Genomic DNA, 22,499 nt, shown 5'->3' with positions numbered 1-22,499 from the left:
GGATTTACACCTTTTCTGGGCGGCCAGAAGGGGTGTGAATCCCGAGAAGTGGTGCAGGTGTGTGGCTTTCGCGTGTCGACACGGGGCTAACTGTCGCTTGGTTTGCTTGCGTTTGGGCTTGTTGGCTGGCTGCCGAAGTGTGACCTGCTCAGATTGGTGTGCCTGCCGCGGGAGTTGCAGGGATAATGCTGGGCGCGTCAGGTGGGGTTCCCGGCTTTAGGTGCACGTCAGGTGCGTGGAGGTGGGGTTCCGGCGTGGTCGTCTGGCTGTGGTGCTGTTTTCGAGAGTTCCTTGACGAAGTATCAGCGGTTTCGAGTGGGTCGGGTTGTGGCTCGGCGTGTTTGCTGGGCGAGTCGTGGGGCCACAGACCTTCTATACGGTTCACAGCAGCTATAGACCCTGTGAACCGTACGAAGCCTCTGTGACCCTCAACCTATCTGTCGCTTGGTCCAGACCAACCGGTCCGCTCCCCGAACCGTCCTCTTTTTCCCAAGCCGCTCGAGACGCAACCGCAGCCAGATGACCACGCCGGAAACCCACTCCGCGCACCTGACGTGCGCCTAAAGCCGGGTACGGCACACGACGTGCTCAGCACTATCCCGGTAACTCCTGCGGCAGGTATACCGAACTGGGCAGGCGCGGATGGGACTTCGAGACGGAACCTAACCGAGTACCGGGTAGTTCGCGCGGATCACCGAGTGCGGATCGCGCGTCTGCTTGATCTCGCGCAATCGGGCCAACGTGGATTCGTCGAAGGCCGCGGCGGCGGACTCGTCGGAGCCGAGGAAGGTGTAGGGCTTGCGTCCGCCGAGGTGCCCGCCGATCGCTGCCACGATTTCGGATCGTTTGGCGCGCACGGCATCCGCGAGGTGTGGCAGGCCGAGCCCGAGCAGATACAGCAGATACGGTTCGGCTACCGGCCCGCGCGCACCGTTCCCGGGGCGGGTGGTGGCGAGCGCGCCGCCGAGGTGGCGGACCTGGATGTTCACCAGTGGTGCGACGGGCTGGTCGAGCAGGGTCTTGACCACGGCGTCGCCCAGATCGGTGAGCAGTTCACCGTGTGACAGTGACGGGCTGGGATCGGTGGGCTCGGTGGTGATCTCGCCCAGTCGCGCCACCGGGAGCGGGCCGCGCTTGTCTGCCACGGCGCCGCCGATCGCGTCCAGCGGGGCGAGCAGGGCGCGACCGACCTCGGGGTCGCCGAGGTAGGCGGCATCGAGCGCGACCATGGGTGGTGCGTCGGGGAACTGGAAGCGGTGGAACCACACCGAGAGTTCGTCGGGCGCACCGGCGGTGAGTGTCTGGAACGCCTCGAAGACTTCGGCGGTGTGGGTGTCCGGCCACATTGTCCGGCCGCCGTAGAGGCCGGGTGCGGGGAACAGGTCGAATTCGAGTCCGGTCACGACGGCGAAATCGCCGCCGCCGCCGCGCAGTGCCCAGAACAGTGCGGGATCGGTGTCGGCGGTGATCCGGGCGCGGGTGCCCTCGGCGGTGACGATCTCGAAGGCGCGTACCGCATCCGAGGCCCAGCCGTGTTTGCGGCTGAACCAGCTGAGCCCGCCGCCGAGTGTGTAACCGGTGACCCCGACGACTGGGTTGCTGCCTGCGAGTCCGGTGAGTCCGTGTGCGCCGGCCGCGACCTGTACTTGGCCCCACTTCGCGCCCGCGCCGACGCGCGCGATGCGCTGCGTGGCGTCGATCACCACGCTGTCGAGGCGGCCGGTACGGATCAGGATTGCGTCCTCGGCGCCGCCGGTCGCGCTGTGGCCGGTGGGCTGGGTGAGGACGGGGATGTTCGCGGTGCGGGCGTGGCGCACCACTGCTGCGATATCGGCCGCGTCGGCGGCCTCGACCACCGCTGCTACCGGTTGGGTGACGGTGAGATTCCAGGGTTGTGCGGTAGCGGCGAAGTCCGCGTCACCGGGAACCAGTACCCGGCCCTGCACGGCGTTGCGAAGATCGGCGAATGTCATGTTGGGTCCTGACTTTCCGGAATGCGTTCGGTGGCGCGGTAGCGGTCCGCGCCGGGGAAACGGGCTGTTCGTTGCCCGGCACCGCATTGACGAATGAGCGCAGGAAAGTGTGACACGGCCGAGATCTCGCCCGGTCGGAGCGCGTCCGATGAGTGCTCAGGTCAAGGCCAGGGCGGCGAGGGCGCTGCGGTTGATCTTGCCGGTGGGCGTGCGGGGCAGATCCTCGACGAATCGGACGTCGCGGGGGACCTTGAAGCGGGCGAGGTGGTCCCGGACATAGGCACGGACCTCGTCGCCGCTGAGATCGCCGTGCGCGATCAGGAAGGCGGCCAGGCGCTGGCCGAATTCCTCGTCCGGCACGCCGATCACGGCCGCTTCGGTGATCTTCGGGTGCCGGTAGAGCAGATCCTCGACCTCACCGGGGAAGACGTTCTCGCCGCCGGAGACGATCATGTCGTCGTCGCGGCCGTCGATGAACAGCCGGCCGTCCGCGTCGAAATGCCCGACGTCGCCGGTGCTCATCAAGCCGTCGATGATGTTCTTGCCGCCGCCTCCGGAGTAACCGGTGAAGGCGATCGAATTGCCGACGTACACAGTGCCTTTGGCGCCCGGTTCGGTCACCGGCCGGCCGTTGTCGTACAACCGCACGACGATGCCGACCGGCGGTTTGCCGACGGTGCCCGGCGCCGCGATCCAGTCCTGCGGGGTCGCGATGGTCGCGGTTCCGGTCTCGGTGCAGCCGTAGAAGTTGTAGATCACCGGACCGAACAGCTCGATGGCCCGGGACCCGAGCGCCGAAGGCAGCGCGGCGCCGGCGGAGAAGACGATGCGCAGGCTGCTCGTGTCGTAGCCGCGGATCTCCTCGGCACCGAGATCGAGTATCCGGCGCAACATCGTCGGCACCAGAACGACTGCGGTACAGCGGTATTCCTGGATCTGCGCCAAAGCGCGACGGGCGTCGAACCGGCCGTGCAACACCACCGTGCAGCCCAGCGAGAGCGACATGATGAACTGCGTCAACGCCGTCCCGTGGAACAGGGGAGCGCACAGCAGGGTGACACCCCCGCTGCGATATGGCACCCGATCCAGGAATTGCGCTGCGGCCAAGGGGGTTTCGACCTTGCGCGGCACACCTTTGGGGGTACCCGTGGTGCCGCCGGTAAGGATCACGAAGCCGCCCTGCGTGGCCGGAGCAGGCGGCCGGGTGACGACGCTGTTCTTCGCGGCACGTAAGTCGAGACGCCGCACCTCAGGGCCGAGAGCCGCTGTGGCCGAGGCGAATTCATCGTCGGCGAGGATGGCCCCGACGCCCTCCCTGGCGACCACGTCCGCGAGCTGGGTCGCGCCGAAGCCGGTGTTCAGCAGCACGACCCGGGCACCGATCTTCGCCCCGGCGATCAACGCCTGCACCATGCCCCGGTGATCGCGGCACAGCACGCCGATCGGCGTGCGCGCGGACACGCCCTGGGTCAGCCAGGCCTGGGCCAGCGCGTTGGTGCTGTAGGCGAGTTCGCGATAGGTCAGCAGACCCGATTCATCGATGAGTGCGATCCGGTCCGGGTAGCGCAGCGCCGCGATCTCCACCGTCCCCGCGATCGGCCCCAGCGTCCGCACCGACCGGCTCGTCCGGACTATCTGATCGGGGCGGCGCAGGTCGATCACCCCGGCCCGCTGCAGCACCGCGACCTGCCGGAGCTGGGTCGGCAACGTGCGGGCGCCTCGGGAAAACGGCAGGTGCACTCGTTCCATGGGTCAATCCCAATGCATCGCGCACACACCGCGCTATTGACAATTGACTCAATGTGACTGTGCGAATTCTGGCAATACGTGAACCTGCCCGCTCACCGTCGTTCCCGCGTCTCCCGGCGCACCGGTTCCGGCCGCGGCACCGGTTCGGCGATCACGACCGCGTTACCGCCCAACTGTTTTGCGCGGTACATCGCCGAGTCGGCGGTGTGGAACACGGTGCGGTCGATCGGGACGCGCCGATGGTCTCCGGTGCGGACCGGATCGATCCGGGCGGCGCCCACACTGGCGGTGATGGTCTGCGGCAGCCGCGGCATGGACTCGACCGCCTGCCGCAGGCGTTCGGCGACGGCGCCGAGGTCGGCGCCGTGCAACCGGCCGACGACCACGAATTCCTCGCCGCCCGTGCGCACGACGACGGCGCCGGGCGGTGCGGCGGCGCGCAGGCATTCGGCCGTGCGCACCAGCACTTCGTCACCGAACGAATGACCGAAGGTGTCGTTGACGGACTTGAACCGATCGAGGTCCAGCGTCACGACGTAGACGCCGTGATCGCGGCCCCGCGCGCGGAACAACCTGGTCAGGTGCGAGTCGAGGCCGCGCCGGTTCAGCACCTTGGTCAGCGGATCGGACAGCGCGTCCAGGCGCAGCAGCCAGTTGCAGAACTGGACGACCGGCAGCACCACGCCGGTCACCACGAGAATGACCAGCACGACCACCGCGCCCAGGGCCAGATCGCCCCGGCCGTGCCCGCTGCCGCCCGGCCCGCCGGCGACCATCATGGCGGCCAGGGCAAGGATCGACAGCACGGCGAAGCCGACGTGCAGGGCCAGCACCGGTGGACCGTGGAAGATCGTGATGTACCCGCCGGTCGTCACCAGCAGCACGCAGCCCATCGCCCCGAGCAACCGGTCCTGGACCATCACATTGTTCGCGGTCACGGCGATATCGACCACGGCGACCCACATGAGCGATTCGGCTTCGCGCGGCCACGCGAACAGCCACCAGCGCAGGGTCCACAGTGCGGCGGTGATGGCGACGACCACGGCTTGGATATCACCCGCGACGCCGCGCTGGCCGCCCTGGGAGGCCAGCGCCAGCAGGGTGATCGACCCCATCACGATGCCGCCCCAGCCCATCATGAACTTCAACGGCCCGAGCGCCGAGTGCGCCTCGAACGTCTCGATCAGCCATCGGTAATCGACCCGGTACCGCCACCAGGAGCGCACCATCGATCGGCTGCTGGTCACCAAAGCCACCGCCCTCACGTCGGCAAGAGAGTCTCCGGTCTGTTTGTGCACCCCGACAAGATTCGTGCCCGTCTCCTGTCCTGCACAGTAACTGAGCATTTGCCGTGGATGGAACCGTTGATGCGGAGAGATGTGAGGACTGTCACCCGGGCCTCGAACCCGCTTCTGCGCGGCGTAAGCCGCTCAGCAGGCCACGGTGGTGAGCCGGCGCGCGCGGTGGGTGGCGCTGGCGCGGGCCGCGGCGGCGATCGCTACCACCGGCGGAACCCAGCGGGCCTCGTCGGGGGCGATCTTCCAGCACGCGGCGCCGTGGGCGAGCCGGGTCGGCGGCAGCGGGATGCTCGCGCCGTCGGTGTGCACGACGGCGCCGGCGTCGCGCAGCGCGGCGATGGCCAGCGCCGCCTTCGCGGCGCCGACGACCAGATGGAATTCGCGACGCTGCGCGCCCGGCAGTTCGACCACCGGGCCGAGCAGGTTGTTCGCGTGCAGGAAGCGGGAGACCTCACCGGCGAGCGCGCCGGTCAACTCGACGGCGGCGACGTGCTCGTCGGTGATCAGGCAGACGCCGTTGGCGGTTTCGGTGACGGTCCAGCCACGGTCGCAGTAGTCGTGCGCTGCGTTCACGGTGGCCACGGTGACGGGACTCTGGAACGTCGCAGGCACTGTCTTCTCCATTCATCAGGTGGCTCGAGAACTCTGGGGCGGGTCGTGGTGGGCACCCGCATCTGTCGCACCTGTATCAAATCCGCTGCGCCTAACAGTTTTCCTACAGAATGCTTGTGATCACGACCGGCACCACAGATTCTGCGTGGTCAGGCCCGCTCCGGACATCGCCCGCGGGTCGCTGGCGGGGTCGTCATTTGGGAGGACACGGCTGCGCGTGCGTCATACCTGACGGTGTACGGGACCCCGACACGAGTCCGGGGGTGTTCGGTAACGCCGCAGGTCGACGCGATCCGGGCGGCGGGTGTGCCGGCTCGGTCACCTCCGGTACGAATCAGGTTGAGCACCGGGCGCTTCCGGTGCGCGCACGATGCGTGCACGATGCGTGCGGTGCGCGCGCAACGGGTAGGGTCGATACCCGGGTTCGGCGTTGGGTATCGAGGAGGGCTGCGATGGCGGATTGGTTCGACGAAGGGCACGCATCGTCCTCGTTCTCCGAATACCTGCAGCGGAACGCACCGGAACTGTTGCCGTCGCACCGGTTCGGCCGCGCGAGCACGGCGCAGGACATCGCGCCGCACGGCACCACGATCGTCGCGGTCACCTATCGCGGCGGGGTGCTGCTCGCCGGCGACCGCCGGGGCACCATGGGCCACCTGCTGGCCACCCGGGACATGGAGAAGGTCTTCATCACCGACACCTATTCGGCGGCCGGCTTCGCGGGCACCGTCGGCACGGCCGTCGAGATGATCCGGTTGTTCGCGGTCGAGCTCGAACACTACGAGAAGATCGAGGGCGCGCCGCTGACCTTCGAGGGCAAGGCCAACCGGCTGTCGAAGATGGTGCGCGACAACCTGCCCGCGGCCATGCAGGATCTGGCGGTCGTCCCGCTGCTCGTCGGCTTCGACCTGGATGCCACCGACCCCGACCGGGCCGGCCGGATCTTCTCCTACGACGTCGTCGGCGGCCGCAGCGAGGAACGGTTCGGTTACGCCGCGGTCGGCTCCGGTTCGCTGTTCGCGAAGTCGTCGCTGAAGAAGACCCACACCCGCGACATCGATGCGGACCGCGCCCTGCACATCGCGGTCGAAGCCCTGTTCGACGCCGCCGATGACGACACCGCCACCGGTGGACCCGACGTGGTCCGCGGCATCTACCCTCGCGCGGTGATCGTCGACGCCGAAGGCGCCCAGGAGATTCCCGAATCGCGCCTCGTCGACATCACCCGTACGCTGCTGGCCACCCGCACCACCGAGCGAAGCGCGTCCTGAGCGCACTCACTCGTCTGTCCGTGTGGACGCGTACAGACCGAGGGCGATGGCGGCCAGGGCGGCGGTCGCCGAGAGTGTCCAGAAGGCCGGGCCGAAACGGAATCCGCCGCCGGTGGCGATCCGGTCCTGCCAGAAGTTGCGCAACCGCAGGACCAGGTACACCGAGGTCGCCGAACTGAACAGCAGTGCCGCCGCGACGATCGGCCCCGCGGCCCGCCCCACCGCCGTGGCTGCGAATCGCGTGAGCAGCGCCGGCGCGACGAGGACACCCGAGCCCCCGACGACGACCAGCACGACCCCTAGGTGATCGAGCCCGTACGGATAGCCGCTCGGCGCCCACCACGGAGTCACATCGACCTCCGGCAGCGTGCGACTGCTGTCGAATCGGAGCCGGTCACCGCCCCGCACCGAGTCGGCGACCGGCACCAACCAGGTGACTGCGAGCGTCGATTGCGCCGCAACCAAACTCAGCACCCCCGCGACCGCGACAACCCACCCCGCCCACCGCCGCGGCCGAAGATCTCTGGAAGGCAACGTCATCAGGTCGGTGTACGTACCGCAGGGAGGGCCGCGAGAACATCCATGGTCGATCACGCACCTTTCTGGTCGAACAGGCCGTCATGCCATGCGGTTCGCTGTCCGCGCGGTCGGTGCCCTCATGGCGCGGGCTGCGGGCGTCAGAGCCAGATGGGGTCGCCGTAGGCGGTGGTGACGACCCGGGATTTGTCGGTGATGGCGTCGGCTCCGGCGATCCCCTGCGCGCCGATGAGCAATCCGACTGCTATCGCACTCGTGCATGCCGCGGCGGCGGCGTGTCCGCGCCGGAAGGCAACCATTTTCATTCGTATTCAATCCTTGTCGGGTCGTAGTGTGGCTTCGAACCCGGCAAATATGGGTTCCCCTTCAGATAAAGGAAAACGCATAGGCAAACTTCTGGCAACATTTTCTGGGGCGCGGGCGATGCTCGTGACCTTCTGTTGACCGGTCCGATATCGGAGTCCTGCTGGCCGGAGAGGGTCGTCGAGGTTTCAACCGGTGAATTGTGGAGTGCGTCACGTCATCTCCGTGCCGGGCGACCGGAGTTCCGATCAGCGTGCGGCGGACCAGGGTCGGGGGGAACCGGCTGCTCTACTATCTCTGGTTTCGTACGGTGCGGCGGACGGGAGGCTTGGATGGGGCGCGCAGGTGCGGGCTGTGGGGCCCGGCTGAGCAGGCGGGCCGTGCTGGCGGCGGGGGTCGCCGCGACGTGGTTCGTCGCCGACGCGTCCGCCGCCGCGCCACGGCGTGCCGAGACCGATCCGGCCCACACCGACGTGCTGTTCATCGGTGCGCACCCCGACGACGAGTCGAGCAACCTGTCCACCTTCGGGCGCTGGCGCGAAGAACTGGGCTGGCGCACCGGCGTCGTGACGATCACCCGGGGCGAAGGCGGCGGCAACGCGGCAGGCCTCGAGGAGGGGCCCGAACTGGGTCTGCTCCGGGAAGTCGAGGAACGCCGGGCCACCGCGTCGGTCGGCATCGAGAACATCTTCTACCTCGACAAACCTGACTTCTGGTACACCCTCTCCGCGCCGCTGACCGCGCGCGTCTGGGATGCCGAGGACACTCTGGCGCGCCTCGTGCGACTGGTCCGCGCGACCACCCCGCACACCATCGTGGTGATGGACCCGCGGCCGTTCAACCAGCATGGCGGTCACCAGCTTTCGGCCCGCCTCGGCATCGAGGCGTTCCGCGCCGCCGGCGACCCGCGCGCCTTTCCGGGCCAGCTCGCCGCCGAAGGACTGCGCGTGTGGCAGCCGAGGAGCTTGCTGGCGCAGAACTATGGATTCGACACACTGCTCGGGCCGGACGCGGCCGAGCGTCGGCAGATCGATCCGGCCAGCGGCCTTCCGGTCCTGGGCGTCTGGTCCGGTGGGCTGTCGCGGGCGCACGGCACGAGCTGGGCGCAGGTCGAGCGCGATGCGGCCCGTCTTTATCTGACCCAGGGTTTCGCGGCGATGCCGCCGCGGGTGCCCGCGGATCCGCGGCAGCTCGGTTCGGATTGGTTCACCGTGCTGGCCGAGGACGGCCGTTTCGTCGAGGTGCCGGTGCTGCGGCAAACCGGACTGCGGCCGCTGTACGCCGAGTTCCGCGACTGGGCCGAGCGAATCGAGTTGCCCTGGTTGGCCAATCACGCCCAGCCCGGCTATCCGCCGAACCCGCGCACGGTCATCCCCGCGGTACCGGTCGCGCCCGTGCTGGACGGCGTCGAGGGTCCGGGCGAATACCCGGGTCCGGCACTGCCGCTGGCGGTCTGGCAGGGCGGCGGCGACAGCACGGCGACGGCGAAACTGTCCAGGCACGCCGACGACCTGTACGTGCTGGTCGAGGTCACCGACGACCGCAAGGGCGCGGAGTTGGCGGCCGACGACGTCAAGCGGCACTGGCGCACCGACGCGGTGGAAATCGCGCTCGATCCCCGGGGCGACTCCGACGACACGTCGACCACGTTCAAGACCGGCATCCTGCCCTACACCGCGAGCGGGGGTGGCCCGGCCGCCGAGCGCGACGCCGACAACGATCAGGGCGCGGCGGGCGCGACGGCACCGGGCATGCGGGTCGCCGCCCGGGTGAGCGAACCGTATCGCGGCTACACGGTGGAGGTGAAGATTCCGCTGGCCGAACTACCCGCGCCGGTCGATCCCGGCAAGTTCGCGCTGAACATCCTCGTCTACGACTCCGATACCGCGGACAAGACCGGGCACACGCGCTTGGCCTGGTCGCCGTTCGGCAGCCCGCAGGCCGACCCGTACGTGTGGGGGACCGCCGTGCTCGCCGATTATCAACCGCCGGACGGACTTTCCGTGGTCGAACGGCCGCCGGTGCTGCCGCGCACTGCCGCGCGCAGTGTGGATTCACCGGCCTCGGTGGCGCAGGCCGAGCGCAACGGGGTGCCGATCGCGGGAAATCCGCGCACCACCCGCTAGGACGCACCGGATACGCGCGTTCCGTATCGCGCCGCGGCGGGACGCGGTAGACAGGGTATTCATCGCCCGCAAGGGACGGCGACGTGCGCGACGCGAAGTGAGGAGTGACGATGGAACCTGTCGTCGCGGTGACGGGCGGCAAGATCAGCGGCCGGACTGTCAACGGGATCAGCGCTTTCCTGGGTGTGCCGTACGCGGCGCCGCCGGTGGGGGCGGCGCTGTTCCAGGCGCCACAGCCGCCGGTGCCGTGGGACGGGGTGCGCGAGGCGGTCGAATTCGGCGGCAGCTGCCCGCAGGCGCCGTACCCGCCGGCACTCGCCGCGATCTTCGGGATCCAGACGGTGCCGGGCGCGGAGGCGCTCAATGTCAATGTGTGGACACCGGATCCGGGCGGGTCCGGACTGCCGGTCATGGTGTGGATCCACGGCGGTGCGTTCACCCGTGGCTCGAATGCGTTGCCCGCCTACGACGGTGCCGCGTTCGCGCGCGACGGCGTGGTGCTGGTGTCGCTCAACTACCGGCTCGGCGCGGCGGGTTTCGCGGTGCTCGACGGCGCGCCGTCCAATCGGGGTCTGCTCGATCAGCAGTACGCGCTCGCCTGGGTGCAGGAGAACATCCGTGGTTTCGGCGGCGATCCGGACAACGTGACGGTCTTCGGCGAATCGGCCGGTGCGATGAGCATCGCCGCGCTGCTCGCGTCCCCCCGTTCGGCCGGACTGTTCGCCAAGGCGATCATGCAGAGCGGCAACGGCGAGGTCGTGGCGTCCGAGGCCGACGCGCGCAAGGTGTCCGCCGAGATCGCCGCGACGCTCGCGATCGCGCCCACCGCGGCGGACTTCGCGGCGGTGCAGCCGGAAGCCTTGATCGCCGCGCAGGAGAAGACGGTCGCGGACCTGATCGCGGATACCGATCCGGCGCGCTGGGGCGCATCGGTGATCACCGGTGGACTCGCCTCGATGAGCCTGTTCCCGGTGCTGGACGGCGTCGTGCTGCACGAGCGGCCGATCGACGCGGTCGCCGCCGGGTCGGCCCGCGGGATCCCGTTGCTCATCGGGCACACCAGCGAGGAGTTCCGGCTCTTCATCGTCCCGACCGGCGTCGCCGCCGCGCTGACCATGGACGCGCTGCCCTTCGTGCTGGCGCGGTATCGACTCGACGCGTCCTGCCTCGAGCCCTATATCGCGCGACAGCCCGGGGCTTCGGCGGGTGACCTGCTGGCCGCGGTCCTCACCGATCGCGCGTTCCGTTTCCCGGCAAGGCAATTGGCGCATGCCCAGGCAGCCACCGGCACGCCGGTGTTCGCCTTCGAATTCGCTTGGCGCCGAGTCGATCAGGATTTCGGCGCGTTCCACGCCCTGGAGCTCCCGTTCGTGTTCGACACGCTCGACGCGGTGCCCGCGCTGGTCGGGCCGAATCCCGCACAGTCGGTCGCGGACGAGATGCACGCCGCCTGGGTCGCTTTCGCGTGCACCGGCGACCCGGGCTGGCCGCAGGACAGTGCCGAACACCCGTCGGTGCGGGTGTTCGACGCACCGGCGCACCCCGGAGCGCGGGGCCCGGTCAGTCCGTGAGCCGGGAGGCGAGTGCGAGCAAGGTCCGCAAGGTCGAGAGTTGCTGTGCGTAGTCGCCGTCGAGCTTGGCCAGCAGGCCGGTGATGCCGGCGGCCCGGTAGCGCCGCAGCCGTTCGGTGATATCGGCGGGCGTGCCGATCAGGTTGGTCAGCGCGCCGAGCTCGCGGGGCACCGCGCGCCGGGCGGACTCCTTGTCGCTGGCCTGCCAGAGCCGGGCGACCTGCTCGATCTCCTTACCGAAGCCGAGCCGGGTGAAGGCGTCGTTGTAGAAGTTCCGGCCGCCGACGCCCATCGCGCCGATGGTGAACGCGTAACCTTCGGCGTGCTTGTCGACCATGCGCGCGGTCGCCTGCTCGTCCCCGGTGATCTCGACCGCGACCGGCGCCACCAGATCGAGGTCGGTCAGCTCGCGACCGCCTCGAATCGCGCCCTCGCGCAACGGCTCCAGGAACACCTCGGCGGCTTCGGGAATGAAGGCGTTGCCCAGCCAGCCATCGCCCAGTTCGCCGGTCAGTCGCAGGTTTTGTGGTCCCATGGCCGCGTTGTAGATCGGTACGTGCGCAGGGCGGACCATGGGCTGCAACGCCCGGCCGGGCCCGTCCGGCAACGGCAGCGGGTAGATCTCGCCGGTGTGCGCGAGCCGTTCGCCGCGGCTCACCGTCCGGATGATCTCGATGGTTTCGCGGGTGGTGCGCACGGGGCGGCGGAACCGGACGCCGTGCCACCCCTCCATCACCCGCGGCCCGGACACGCCGATGCCGAGGTCGAACCGGCCACCGGAGAGCTCGTGCAGGCTCAGTGCCGACGTCGCCAGGAGCGCGGGAGTGCGCGACCCGAGCTGAACGACGAACGTGCCCAGCCGGATCGAGGAGGTCCGGGCCGCGAGATAGGCCAACCCGGTCAACGCGTCGTAGCTCCATACCTCCGCGACCCACAGCGACGAGGCCCCTGCCGCCTCGGCCGCGACCGCGAACTCCACCGCACCGGGTAACCGCGGTTCGATCAGCACCCCGATACGCAATGCGCCTCCTCGGCTTGGTGGACCGGAGTCCGGTCCCTCCTCTATGTTCTATGCAATAGCGTATAAGGAAGCCGGCGCGGAGCAGGCGGGAAGGGGTGCGGTGCGGTATCGCGACTGTCCCACTATCGAAGTGGCGGAACGGATTTCCTGCGACGCGGCGACGGCGTGGGCCCTGGTCACCGACATCGAGCTGCCGGTGCGCTGCTCGCCCGAGTTGGAAGCGGTGCGCTGGGAAGGCGACGCCGACCGGGTCGCCCTCGGCGCGCGGTTCCGTGGACACAGCCGTCATCCCGCGCTAGGGGCCTGGGAAACCATGTGCGAGGTCGTCGAGGTCGAACCCGAACGCCGCTGGGTGTGGAACGTGGTCGGCCCGGACGGCATCAGTGCCACCTGGGGTTTCGAAATCGACTCCGCGCGGGAGGGCGTGATCGTGCGGCAGTGGGCGCGGATGGGGCCCGCGCCGTCCGGGCTGGTCGTGGCGATCACCGCGACGCCGCAGCTCGAGGGGCGCATCGTCGCGCGCCGGCTGGAGGAGTGGTCGGCGGGCATGCGTGCCAACCTGGCGGAGATCCAGGCTCGCGCGCAGCAGTGAGCGCGCTGCGCTCAGGGTGACCGGTTCGAGACCGGCGCGGGCGTGCCTCCCTCGACCAGCCGGAACACCCGCTCCAGCGCCATCCGTCCGGCGGCGATCTGTTCGGTCGCCTTGTCCTGCAGGCGATCACGCAATTCGGGCGCTGCCCGCCACAGTTCCCGGACGCCGTCGGTCAGCTGCTGCTTGAGGGCGCTGTCGTCGAGCCGGACGATGCGCAAGCCGGTGCCGAACATGCCCGCCAGACCGTGGAACTTGTCGTCGTAGTACTGCGACGCCGAGAGTGCGACGGCCGGAATCCCTTGGGACAGCGCGAAAACCGCGAGATGATAGGTGCTGGTCACCAGAACGCGGCACCCGGCGACCTGACGCACCACATCGGTGGCCGTCCCGGACCGGCGCACCGGGGGACGGACGCGATCGGCGCCGGTGAGCAGCGGCAGCGTGGCGCGACGGTCCTCGGAGTCGTACTCGCTGACGATCAACGGAGCCAGTGCCGCATCGAATTCTGTGGCACAAGAACGCAACACGGTGGTGAGCACGGCGCGGGCCGCATCGCCCACCCGCGAGTAGTCCGCCACCCGCAGGCACACACCGAGATCGGTGCCCAGACCGGCGCGTCGCAGCCCGTAACCGAATTCGACCGCGTCGTCACCGGTTACCAGGATGCGCCCAGGAGCAACGCCGAGGTCGGCGAGCAGGCCGGGGCCGCGCCGCCCCTCGCGCAGTGCGATGACGTCGACACCGGGAAGGACCGCGCCCGCGTGTTTCAGCAGCGCCGCATCCCGCATCGGGCCGATGCCCTGGCCGAGCATGACGGTGGGAATCCCCAGGGCGGCAGCCTGTTCCAGCAGATCCAGGGCGCGGTGGGCTTGGTACCGGTCGACATCGGTCAGGTAGCCGCCGCCCTGCGCGATCACCAGGGACGCGTCGGCGAGCGCCGCCGGGCGTTGCGCCGCTTCGAGATCCGGCGCAAGGGCGTCGCCGCGCCGGATCATCGGCATCGCCGCCGCGCGGAGCCGGCGCAGTCGTTCTTTCGGCACATCCGACGCCGCTCGCCAGTGCAATGCGGCGGGGCCGGTGAATTTCGTGCCCGTCGCTCGGCCGACCTCGCTCGCGAAACCCGAACGCGCCCACCGTCCGCCGGACGCGGCGCACACCGGTTCCGCCTCGGGCAGCAGCGCCCGCAGTACCCGCGGCTGGTCGGTCAGCATCCCGATGCGCGCGTCCGGCCAGCGTTCCCGCAGCCGCCGCACGGTGATCGCCATCATCGCGAGATCACCCCGATTGCGCAGGGCGTACTCGCCGTTCTCGACCAGCACCCGGATCGGGCCGCCGCCCGGCACGGTCAGTACGCTCCGTCGCCGCTGGCAACGGTGGTGATCGTTCTGGCGAGGATCGTCAGGTCGAGCCGCATCGACCAGTTGTCGACGTAACTGACGTCCAACCGCATGGACTGCTCGAGTGATAGATCGGACCGCCCGCTCACCTGCCACAGCCCGGTGATCCCGGGTTTGACCAGGAGCCTGCGCCGCATGGCGTCGTCGTAGGCGTCGACCTCGCGCTGCACCTGCGGGCGCGGACCGACCACGCTCATCTCCCGCCGCAGGACATTGAGGAACTGCGGCAGCTCGTCGAGGCTGTACTTGCGCAGGATCCGGCCGACCGGTGTCACGCGCGGGTCGTGTTCGAGCTTGAAGAACACCGGGTTGCCGCCCGCCTCATCGATCAGCGCCCCTACGTGGTCGTCGGCGTCGAGGTACATGCTGCGGAATTTGATCATGGCGAAAGGCTTGCCGTGCATGCCGATCCGCTCGGAACGGTAGAACACCGGGCCCGGGCTGGTGAGTTTGATCAGCAGCGCGATGACGAGCAGCGTCGGCGCGGTGGCCAGCAGTGCCAGGGACGCGAAGCACAGGTCGAAGGCGGCCTTGGACCGCGATCTGGCCAGGGGATGGCGGGGTTTCGCGATGTGCAGGACCGTCATGTTCGACACCGAGTGCCTGGTCACCCGGTCCGCGGCGACGTCGATCAAACCGGTCGCCAGCAGCAGTTCGGCGCCGAGCGCTTCGAGGTCCCAAGCGAGCCTGCGGAATTCGTCGGGCGCGCAGACGTCGCCGCCGGTCAGCACGACGGCGTCGGCGCGGGTCCGGTAGGCCGCCTCGGTCACCGATCGGAGGTCGCCGACGATCGGCGCCGGCCGACCGGCGGCGCCGATTCCGTGGGAACAGGCGCAGACCGGTGCCGGGGTGCACACGCCGATCACCCGGTAGTTCGAGGCCGGATCGGCGGTCAAGGCGGCGGTGACCGCCTGTGCGGCTGCGGGATTGCCGACCACGAGGACGGAAGTGGGGTGCGGGCGATCGGCGCCGGCGCGTTCGGCGCGGCGGCGCAACAGCGTCCGGCTGCCGAGCAGACCGAGCAGGCCGACCGGCAGCGCGAGCGCCAGCAAGTCGCGGGTGGTATCGAGTGGCAACAGCAGTGCGGCGAGCGCGACCAGGGCGAACAGGTAGAGCAACGCCGGCCAGACGGTCGCGAACTCTGTTGTGCCCGAGGCTCGGACCCGGCCGGCGCGCAGTCCTCGCCGCGCGGCCGACGGCGGATCCACAGCAACCCCTGACCCGCACATATCTAAACGCATGGAGACGTTCCTATTTCATCGACGAGCGTGGCGATAAACGCTGAAGCGATTCCCCTGAAACCGCCGGGGAATTGCTTCCGAACAGAACCGCGAAGCGAGTGTTGCAGATCGATCGCTGGATGAGAACGGGCGCACAATCCAGTGCGACGCACATCACAGGGAGAGATGATAGCTATATCTTTGCGAAAACTCGCTGGCCATTGGTTTATGGGTTCAGTGAAGCTGTGACTATTGAAGCGTTGATTTCAGGTGGGGCTTAACGGGGCGGAACGGCCCGCGCCCCGGTGCTACTGTCGGGTTCTAGCAGGTATGAAAGGTTCCTATTGCCTGCTGGTTTCGATGAGGTTATGGTTGCGCCGAGCTCGCGCGGTGTGCAGAAGCCCAAAAATACGCGAGCGTTGCTGTGAGTATGCTAGCTCGGGGAGAATGGCGGTTATTGGTATTGTTCCACCCGATTTGTTGTGGCGTTGCCGCCGCTTCAGGTGCTGGTCGATCCGAGTGGGAGCATGCGTGATTTGTCGGCTTTGTGAATCCCCGCTGGTAAGCGTGCTCGATCTGGGCGCTTGTCCACCTTGCGAGAAATTCTTGACCGCGGCGGAACTCGACCACCCCGAAGTGAACTATCCGCTGCATCTGCGATTGTGCGCGAACTGCCTGTTGTTGCAGATCCCCGCCCTGATCACGCCGCAGGACACCTTCACCGAGTACGCGTACTTCTCGTCCTACTCCGACAGCTGGGTGCGGCACGCGAAAGCCTTTGTGGATCAAGCGATCACCCGCTTCGAGCTCGGCTCGCGATCGTTCGTGGTCGAGGTGGCCAGCAACGACGGCTACCTGCTGCAGCACGCGGTCGCGGCCGGCGTGCCGTGCCTGGGCATCGAACCGTCGGTGAACGTCGGCGCGGCCGCGCTGGCCCGCGGCGTGCCGACGATGTCGGCGTTCCTGAACGAGGAGACGGCGGCGAAGGTCCGCGCCGAGTACGGTCCCGCGGACCTGGTGGTGGCCAACAATGTGTATGCCCACATCCCCGATCTGCTCGGCTTCACCCGCTCGCTGCGCGAGCTGCTGACCGACGACGGCTGGCTGGCCATCGAGGTGCACCACGCGTTGAACCTGGTGCGGCTCGGGCAGTTCGACACCATCTACCACGAGCATTTCCAGTACTACACGGTGCTCTCGGCGCAACGGGCGCTCGCCACCGCGGGATTGACGGTGGTCGACGTCGAACATCTGGCCACCCACGGGGGTTCGCTGCGGATCTGGGCCCGGCCCGATGCGGTCGCGGTTCCCGGCCGGCGGGTGGCCGAGGCGCTCGCGGTCGAAGCCGAGGCCGGCCTGCACGAGGTCGGCGGGTACGCCGCCCTGCGTCCGCGCACCGAGGCGGTCCGGCACGACCTGCTGCGCTATCTGCTCGACGCGCGCGGGCAGGGCAAACGGGTGGTCGGCTACGGTGCGCCGGGCAAGGGCAACACCCTGCTCAACTACTGCGGTATCCGGCCCGACCTGCTCGAGTACACCGTGGATCGAAACCCGTACAAACACGGGCGATTCACCCCGGGCACCCGGATCCCGATCCACCCGCCCGAGCGGATCGAGCACGACCGGCCCGATGTCGTGGTCGTCCTGCCCTGGAATCTCGAAACCGAGATCACCGCGCAGCTCCGCCATATCGGCGACTGGGGCGGCGAACTCGTCTACCCACTGCCCACCCTGCGTCGCGCGGAGCTCTCATGAAGGTTGTCCTGTTCTGTGGTGGCTACGGCATGCGCATGCGCAACGGCACCGACGATGTCATCCCCAAGCCCATGCAGATGGTCGGTCCACGCCCGCTGATCTGGCACGTCATGCGGTATTACGCGCACTACGGCCACAAGGACTTCATCCTGTGCCTCGGCTACGGCGCCAACCACATCAAGAACTACTTCCTGACCTATCAGGAGTCGGTGTCCAACGATTTCGTCATCCGGGACGGGCAGGTCGAACTGCTGCAGTCCGATATCAGCGACTGGACCATCACCTTCGTCGATACCGGCGTCGACTCGGCCATCGGCGAACGACTGCGCCGGGTCCGCGGGCACCTGGACGACGAGCGGTACTTCCTCGCCAACTACGCCGACGTGCTCACCGATGCGCCCCTGGACCAGATGATCGAGAAGTTCACCGCGTCCGGGGCCGCCGCGTCGATGCTGATCGTCCCGCCGCAGTCGTCGTTCCACTGCGTGGACATCAACGCCGCGGGCGAGATCAAGAACATCACACCGGTTGCGCGACTGCCCATCTGGGAGAACGGCGGCTACTTCGTGCTGACCAAGGAGGTGCTCGACCTGCTACCGCCGGGCGGCGATCTGGTCGAGGACGCCTGCGGCGCGTTGGCGAGCCAGGGCCGGCTGTTCGGCTATCAGCATCTCGGATTCTGGAAGCCCGCCGATACGTTCAAGGAACGCGCGGAACTAGACGAGGGCTACCACCGCGGCGATCGGCCGTGGATGATCTGGGAGGGCAGCGAGAGCCTCGAGGGCGTTTCGTGAATGTGCTACGCCCGCAGCGGATCACCGAGATCGCGGTGCTGGGAGCGCACTGCGACGATATCGCCATAGGCGTGGGTGGCACCTTGCTCACGCTGGTGAAAAACGCTCCCGGACTAGCGGTTCGGGCGCTGGTGCTCAGTGGCGGCGGCACCGTCAGAGAGGCCGAGGAGCGCGCCGCGCTCGCGGCGATCTGCGCGGGCGCGACGGTAGAGCTGACCGTGCTGGACGTGCCCGACGGACGCGCACCCGCGCATTGGGACCGGGTCAAAGACGCGGTGGCCGCGCTGCGCCGCCGTGGCGAGCCGGATCTCGTGTTCGCGCCCAATCGTGCCGATGCGCACCAGGATCACCGCCTGCTCGCCGAACTGGTGCCCACCGAATTCCGGGATCACCTGACGCTCGGCTACGAGATCCTCAAGTGGGAGACCGACACCCCGCGCCCCACCCTGTTCCATCCGCTGCCCGCCGGCGTCGCCGCGGAGAAGGCGCGACTGCTGGTGAAACATTATCCCTCGCAACATGATCGGGACTGGTTCGCCGAGGACGCCTTCCTCGCCGCGGCCCGGGTGCGCGGGGTGCAGTGCCATGCCGAATACGCCGAGGCCTTCGTGGCCGAGAAGACCGTCGTCAGTTTCGGAGGTATGTGAAGATGCGTGTGCTCGTCACCGGACATCAGGGCTATCTGGGCACGGTCATGGTGCCGGTCCTGCGCGCCGCGGGGCATGACGTGACCGGGCTGGACGTCGGCTATTTCGCCGATTGTGTGCTCGGCGCGGCACCGGCGGATCCGCCCGGGCTCGCGGTGGACCTGCGCGACGTCACGGTGGATCAGCTCACCGGGTTCGACGCGGTGGTGCATCTGGCCGCGCTGTCCAACGATCCCCTGGGCGCGCTCGCGCCCCGGATCACCCACGACATCAACCATCACGCCTCGGTGCGGCTCGCCCGCCTGGCCAAAGCGGCCGGGGTGCGCCGATTCCTGTATGCCTCGACCTGTTCGGTCTACGGTGCGGCGGGCGACGAACTGGTCACCGAGGACGCGCCGCTGCGGCCGTTGACGCCGTACGCCGAGAGCAAGGTCCGGGTAGAAGACGATCTGCTCGCGCTCGCCGACTCCGGATTCGCGCCGGTATTCCTGCGCAACGCAACGGCTTTCGGCTTCTCGCCGCGCCTGCGCGCGGATATCGTGCTGAACAACCTGGTCGGCTACGCGGTGCTGACCGGCGAGGTCAAGGTGCTCTCCGACGGGACGCCGTGGCGGCCGCTGGTGCACGCGCAGGACATCGCCCGCGCTTTCGCCCGCTGCCTGGTCGCCCCGCTCGAGGCGGTGCACGGCGCGGCCTACAACATCGGCACCGAGGTCAACAACCTGACCGTGGCCGAGATCGCCCGTGCCGTCGTCGAGGTGGTGCCCGGCGCCCGGCTGGTGATCGCCGGTACCTCCGGTTCCGACGCGCGGTCCTATCGCGTCGATTTCACGAAAGCGCGCGAGAAGCTGGCTTTCCAGGCCGAGTGGAGCGTTCCGGACGGCGCCGCGGAGCTGTACCGGGAGTACCTGGCCCGCGGCCTCACCGCGGACGGGTTCTTCCAGCGGTTCACCCGGCTCGCGCGGCTGACCGCGCTGAAAGACGATGGCGTGCTGGACGACTCGCTGTGCCGGGTCAGGATCGGGGCGTAGCGTGCGCCAGCGTCGCGAGCAACGCCTGCCAGCTGCCCGCGGCCGCGTCCCGGGCCGAGACCACCGTCACCGGGTGCGGCCACGCGATGGCCAGGTCCGGATCGTCGTGTGCCACCGCGAGGTCTTCGGCCGGATCGTGCGGACGGTCGATCCGGTAGCACACGTCGGCGACCGCGGTGAGCGCCTGGAAGCCGTGCAGGAACCCCGGCGGTACGTACAGGTGCCGGAAGTCGTTGTCGTCCAACAGGAACGCTTGCTGCTGTCCGAACGTCGGGGACTGCGGGCGGATGTCGACCAGCACGTCGTGCACCGCCCCGTGTGCGCAGCGCACCAGCTTGGCCTCGCCGCGCCCGGCGCGCCCGTGCATACCGCGGATCACGCCGTGCGCCGAGCGGGACTGCGAATCCTGGACGAACGTCGCGGCCTTGCCCGGCGTACCCAGGTGGTCGTCGAACTCGACGGCGTCGAAGGTCCGGGTGAACAGGCCCCGCTCGTCCCGGAACGGTTCCGGGACGAGCACCAGGACGTCGGCGAGGTCGCTCTGCTCGATGCGCACCAGGCCATGGTGCCCGACCGGTCGCACGGCGCGCCATCGCGCGCGCCGATTCGCCCGCCCGCCGGAGGACCGCGATGAACGAGTGCCGTGCGTGCGCGGGGACCGGGTTGCACCGGGTGCTGGACTTGGGACGCATGCCCGCCGCCGATCACTTCCCCCGCGCCGACGCACCGGTGCGGCCGGACGAGGCGGCGCACCCGCTCGCGATGCAGCTGTGCCCGAGCTGCGGCCTCGCCCAGCTCGCCGCGGACGACACGCGGACCGCCGAACCGCGCGGGGTGGAGCCGCAGGCGCTGCGGGACCAGGCGGCCGCGGCGGTCGCCCGGGTCCGGGCGGACGGCTGGTTGCGCGGTGCGACGGTGCGTGAGTTCGGCAGCCCGCACGGTGGCAGTTGGTTGCCGCACCTGGCGGCGCACGGCTTCGCACAGGTCGCGGACGAGGCCGAGGTGGTACTCGACTGCTTCGGCATCATGCACGAGGCCGACCAGCACGGTGCCTTCGTCGAACGCGCGAAAGCCACTGCGCCGGACGGGGTGCTGCTGGTGCAGTTCCATTCGCTGCGCACGATCGTCCGGCAGCACCAGTGGAATGCGCTGCGCCACGGCCACTTCGCCTACTACTCGCTGACCGCGCTGCGCGAGCTGCTGCGTCGCGCGGGGATGAGCGTGGCCACGGCGTGGGAATTCGCGCTGTACGGCGGCACCGTACTGGTGGCGGCCGTGCACGGGGTGCGTGCGCCGGATGCCACGGTGCGGGGCATGCTCGCCGCGGAGGCCGGGATCACCGATCCCGCGGTGGTCGGCGGGCTGCAGTCGGCGGCCGATGCGCACGCGCGGGCGCTGCACCGTCGCCTGACGGCCGAAATCGCCGCGGGCCGTGCCGTTTACGCCTACGGTGCGGCCTCGCGCGCGGTGGCGCTGTTCGGCCTGGCCGGGATTCATCGCGGCCTGGTGCGGGCGGTCGCGGACGCCTCGCCCGCCAAACAGGGCAGACGGATGCCGGGCACCGACGTGCCGATCATCTCGCCGGCGCAGCTGGTGCGCGCCGCGCCCGACCGGGTGCTGCTGACCCTGCCGGATCTGCGGCCCGAGCTGGAGGCCCGTTTCCCGGCCTTGGCCGGCCGCTGGATCGACGCCGAATACGCCCCGACGAATGAGGAAACCGAGTGATGACCGAGCTGTCCATCTGCGTACCCGCCTACAACGCGGGCCGGACCCTGGCGGCGACCATGCGGTCGATCCTGGCGCAGGACGTGGAGTGCGAACTCGTCGTGCTCGACAACGCGAGCTCGGACGAAACACCCGCTATCGCAAGGTCGTTCGATGACGCACGGGTTCGGGTGTTCCGCAACGAGCGGGTGCTGCCGATCGGTGCCAACTGGAACGCCGCCATCCGGCACTCCACCGGGCGGCTGGTGAAAGTGGTCTGCGCCGACGACGTGCTGCTGCCGGGATCGCTCGCGGCCCAGCTGGCGGTCATGGCCGATCCGGCGATCTCGATCAGCTCGGCCAAATTCCAGGTGATCGACGAGGGCGGCGCGGTCCTCGAGACGGGACTCGGACTGCCCGGCTTGCTGGGCCCGCATCCGGCGGGCCCGGTCCTGCGCACGATCGTGCGAGCAGGCCCGGCCGAATTCGGCCCGACGGCCGCGGCGATGTTCCGGCGGGCGCACTTCGATCAGGTCGGCGGCCTGCGCGGCGATCTGGTGTTCCCGATGGACGTCGATCTGTTCGGCCGGATCGCCTCGCTCGGTCACTTCTTCGGGATGCCGGGAGTGCTTGCCGCGTGGCGTAATTCGACGTTCAACCTGTGCAGCCAGACCTCGACGGTGAGCAAACTGGTGGAGCTGTTGCGCTTCCACCACCGGATCGCGGGCGAGTATCCCCAGCACGTGGGCCACCGGGACGTCCTGGCCGCCGACGGCCGGCTCGTGCGGACGGCCCTGCACCGGGCGCAGGTCCGTGCGCGAGCGGTGACCGGGGACCTGGTGGCCCGCGCGCGAAGGACGCGGACATGACCGCGCGCTCCGCACCGGTGACGGTGCAT

General features: G+C 69.1%; 20 protein-coding genes. 10 read left to right on the top strand and 10 right to left on the bottom strand.

Going from position 1 to position 22,499, the window contains the following annotated elements:
- Nucleotides 1-662: 662 nt before the first annotated feature.
- From NVU01S_RS19100 to NVU01S_RS19085, 4 genes are all read right to left on the bottom strand, one after another.
- On the bottom strand, nt 663-1,973 hold the full coding sequence (locus NVU01S_RS19100; RefSeq protein WP_043666573.1) for an FAD-binding oxidoreductase: 1,311 nt from the start codon (nt 1,971-1,973) through the stop codon (nt 663-665).
- A 156-nt stretch (nt 1,974-2,129) separates the two neighbouring features.
- Nucleotides 2,130-3,722 carry an AMP-binding protein gene (locus tag NVU01S_RS19095; protein ID WP_043666572.1) on the bottom strand — a complete coding sequence of 531 codons (1,593 nt, stop codon included), beginning with the start codon at nt 3,720-3,722 and terminating at the stop codon, nt 2,130-2,132.
- A gap of 92 nt (nt 3,723-3,814) precedes the next feature.
- Nucleotides 3,815-4,969, bottom strand: coding sequence for a GGDEF domain-containing protein (locus NVU01S_RS19090; RefSeq protein ID WP_082031927.1), 1,155 nt, complete (start codon nt 4,967-4,969; stop codon nt 3,815-3,817).
- Between the two features lie 183 nt (nt 4,970-5,152).
- The gene (locus tag NVU01S_RS19085; protein WP_156161475.1) at nt 5,153-5,632 is read right to left on the bottom strand and encodes a hypothetical protein; all 480 of its coding nucleotides are present in this window, start codon (nt 5,630-5,632) and stop codon (nt 5,153-5,155) included.
- Nucleotides 5,633-6,084: 452 nt separating this feature from the next.
- Here NVU01S_RS19085 and prcB point away from each other — a divergent pair, with 452 nt between their 5' ends.
- A complete protein-coding gene (gene prcB / locus NVU01S_RS19080) occupies nt 6,085-6,903 on the top strand; it encodes a proteasome subunit beta (RefSeq protein WP_043666564.1) in 819 nt (272 codons plus the stop codon).
- Between the two features lie 6 nt (nt 6,904-6,909).
- On the opposite strand, the gene NVU01S_RS19075 is transcribed toward prcB, so the two are convergent.
- Together NVU01S_RS19075 and NVU01S_RS43430 are read right to left on the bottom strand one after the other, a co-directional pair.
- The gene (locus NVU01S_RS19075) at nt 6,910-7,443 is read right to left on the bottom strand and encodes a hypothetical protein (RefSeq protein ID WP_156161474.1); all 534 of its coding nucleotides are present in this window, start codon (nt 7,441-7,443) and stop codon (nt 6,910-6,912) included.
- Between the two features lie 137 nt (nt 7,444-7,580).
- Entirely contained in the window at nt 7,581-7,745 is a 165-nt protein-coding gene (locus tag NVU01S_RS43430) for a hypothetical protein (protein WP_156161473.1), read from the bottom strand.
- 330 nt (nt 7,746-8,075) lie between these two features.
- Between NVU01S_RS43430 and NVU01S_RS19070 the strand changes: the two genes are divergently transcribed.
- Together NVU01S_RS19070 and NVU01S_RS19065 are read left to right on the top strand one after the other, a co-directional pair.
- Entirely contained in the window at nt 8,076-9,869 is a 1,794-nt protein-coding gene (locus NVU01S_RS19070; RefSeq protein WP_052280329.1) for a sugar-binding protein, read from the top strand.
- 110 nt (nt 9,870-9,979) lie between these two features.
- Entirely contained in the window at nt 9,980-11,440 is a 1,461-nt protein-coding gene (locus tag NVU01S_RS19065) for a carboxylesterase/lipase family protein (protein ID WP_043666559.1), read from the top strand.
- Here the strand turns inward: NVU01S_RS19065 and NVU01S_RS19060 are convergent.
- Nucleotides 11,430-12,461 carry an LLM class flavin-dependent oxidoreductase gene (locus tag NVU01S_RS19060; protein WP_052280328.1) on the bottom strand — a complete coding sequence of 344 codons (1,032 nt, stop codon included), beginning with the start codon at nt 12,459-12,461 and terminating at the stop codon, nt 11,430-11,432. The two genes, NVU01S_RS19065 and NVU01S_RS19060, sit on opposite strands and share 11 nt — an antisense overlap.
- A 130-nt stretch (nt 12,462-12,591) precedes the next feature.
- Between NVU01S_RS19060 and NVU01S_RS19055 the strand changes: the two genes are divergently transcribed.
- Nucleotides 12,592-13,053 carry an SRPBCC family protein gene (locus NVU01S_RS19055; protein WP_244467151.1) on the top strand — a complete coding sequence of 154 codons (462 nt, stop codon included), beginning with the start codon at nt 12,592-12,594 and terminating at the stop codon, nt 13,051-13,053.
- A gap of 11 nt (nt 13,054-13,064) precedes the next feature.
- Here the strand turns inward: NVU01S_RS19055 and NVU01S_RS19050 are convergent, their stop codons facing one another.
- Entirely contained in the window at nt 13,065-14,396 is a 1,332-nt protein-coding gene (locus tag NVU01S_RS19050) for a polysaccharide pyruvyl transferase family protein (RefSeq protein WP_082031917.1), read from the bottom strand.
- A gap of 2 nt (nt 14,397-14,398) precedes the next feature.
- The gene (locus NVU01S_RS19045) at nt 14,399-15,658 is read right to left on the bottom strand and encodes a sugar transferase (protein ID WP_244467150.1); all 1,260 of its coding nucleotides are present in this window, start codon (nt 15,656-15,658) and stop codon (nt 14,399-14,401) included.
- 543 nt (nt 15,659-16,201) lie between these two features.
- Between NVU01S_RS19045 and NVU01S_RS19040 the strand changes: the two genes are divergently transcribed.
- Genes NVU01S_RS19040 through NVU01S_RS19025 form a run of 4 tightly spaced genes read left to right on the top strand, consistent with a single transcriptional unit; the run spans nt 16,202 to nt 19,897 of the window.
- On the top strand, nt 16,202-17,425 hold the full coding sequence (locus NVU01S_RS19040; protein ID WP_043666550.1) for a class I SAM-dependent methyltransferase: 1,224 nt from the start codon (nt 16,202-16,204) through the stop codon (nt 17,423-17,425).
- Complete coding sequence (locus NVU01S_RS19035) at nt 17,422-18,219, top strand: sugar phosphate nucleotidyltransferase (RefSeq protein WP_043666548.1); 798 nt, start codon at nt 17,422-17,424, stop codon at nt 18,217-18,219. The genes NVU01S_RS19040 and NVU01S_RS19035 overlap by 4 nt, the downstream gene beginning before the upstream one ends.
- The gene (locus NVU01S_RS19030) at nt 18,216-18,866 is read left to right on the top strand and encodes a PIG-L deacetylase family protein (RefSeq protein WP_043666545.1); all 651 of its coding nucleotides are present in this window, start codon (nt 18,216-18,218) and stop codon (nt 18,864-18,866) included. The genes NVU01S_RS19035 and NVU01S_RS19030 overlap by 4 nt, the downstream gene beginning before the upstream one ends.
- Before the next feature lie 2 nt (nt 18,867-18,868).
- Complete coding sequence (locus tag NVU01S_RS19025; protein WP_043666542.1) at nt 18,869-19,897, top strand: NAD-dependent epimerase/dehydratase family protein; 1,029 nt, start codon at nt 18,869-18,871, stop codon at nt 19,895-19,897.
- On the opposite strand, the gene NVU01S_RS19020 is transcribed toward NVU01S_RS19025, so the two are convergent.
- Complete coding sequence (locus NVU01S_RS19020; protein WP_043666792.1) at nt 19,881-20,453, bottom strand: dTDP-4-dehydrorhamnose 3,5-epimerase family protein; 573 nt, start codon at nt 20,451-20,453, stop codon at nt 19,881-19,883. The genes NVU01S_RS19025 and NVU01S_RS19020 overlap by 17 nt on opposite strands.
- 74 nt (nt 20,454-20,527) lie before the next feature.
- Here NVU01S_RS19020 and NVU01S_RS19015 point away from each other — a divergent pair, with 74 nt between their 5' ends.
- Both NVU01S_RS19015 and NVU01S_RS19010 read left to right on the top strand, forming a co-directional pair.
- Entirely contained in the window at nt 20,528-21,622 is a 1,095-nt protein-coding gene (locus tag NVU01S_RS19015; RefSeq protein WP_043666540.1) for a class I SAM-dependent methyltransferase, read from the top strand.
- Nucleotides 21,622-22,470, top strand: a complete 849-nt coding sequence (locus NVU01S_RS19010) for a glycosyltransferase family 2 protein (RefSeq protein WP_043666789.1) — start codon at nt 21,622-21,624, stop codon at nt 22,468-22,470. Before NVU01S_RS19015 ends, NVU01S_RS19010 begins: the two co-directional genes overlap by 1 nt.
- Nucleotides 22,471-22,499: the final 29 nt, after the last annotated feature.

The sequence above is a fragment of the Nocardia vulneris genome (assembly GCF_001613425.1).
GTDB lineage: Bacteria > Actinomycetota > Actinomycetes > Mycobacteriales > Mycobacteriaceae > Nocardia > Nocardia vulneris.
The sequence above is the reverse complement of the archived record's forward strand: the minus strand, read 5'-3'. Positions and strand labels throughout refer to the sequence as shown.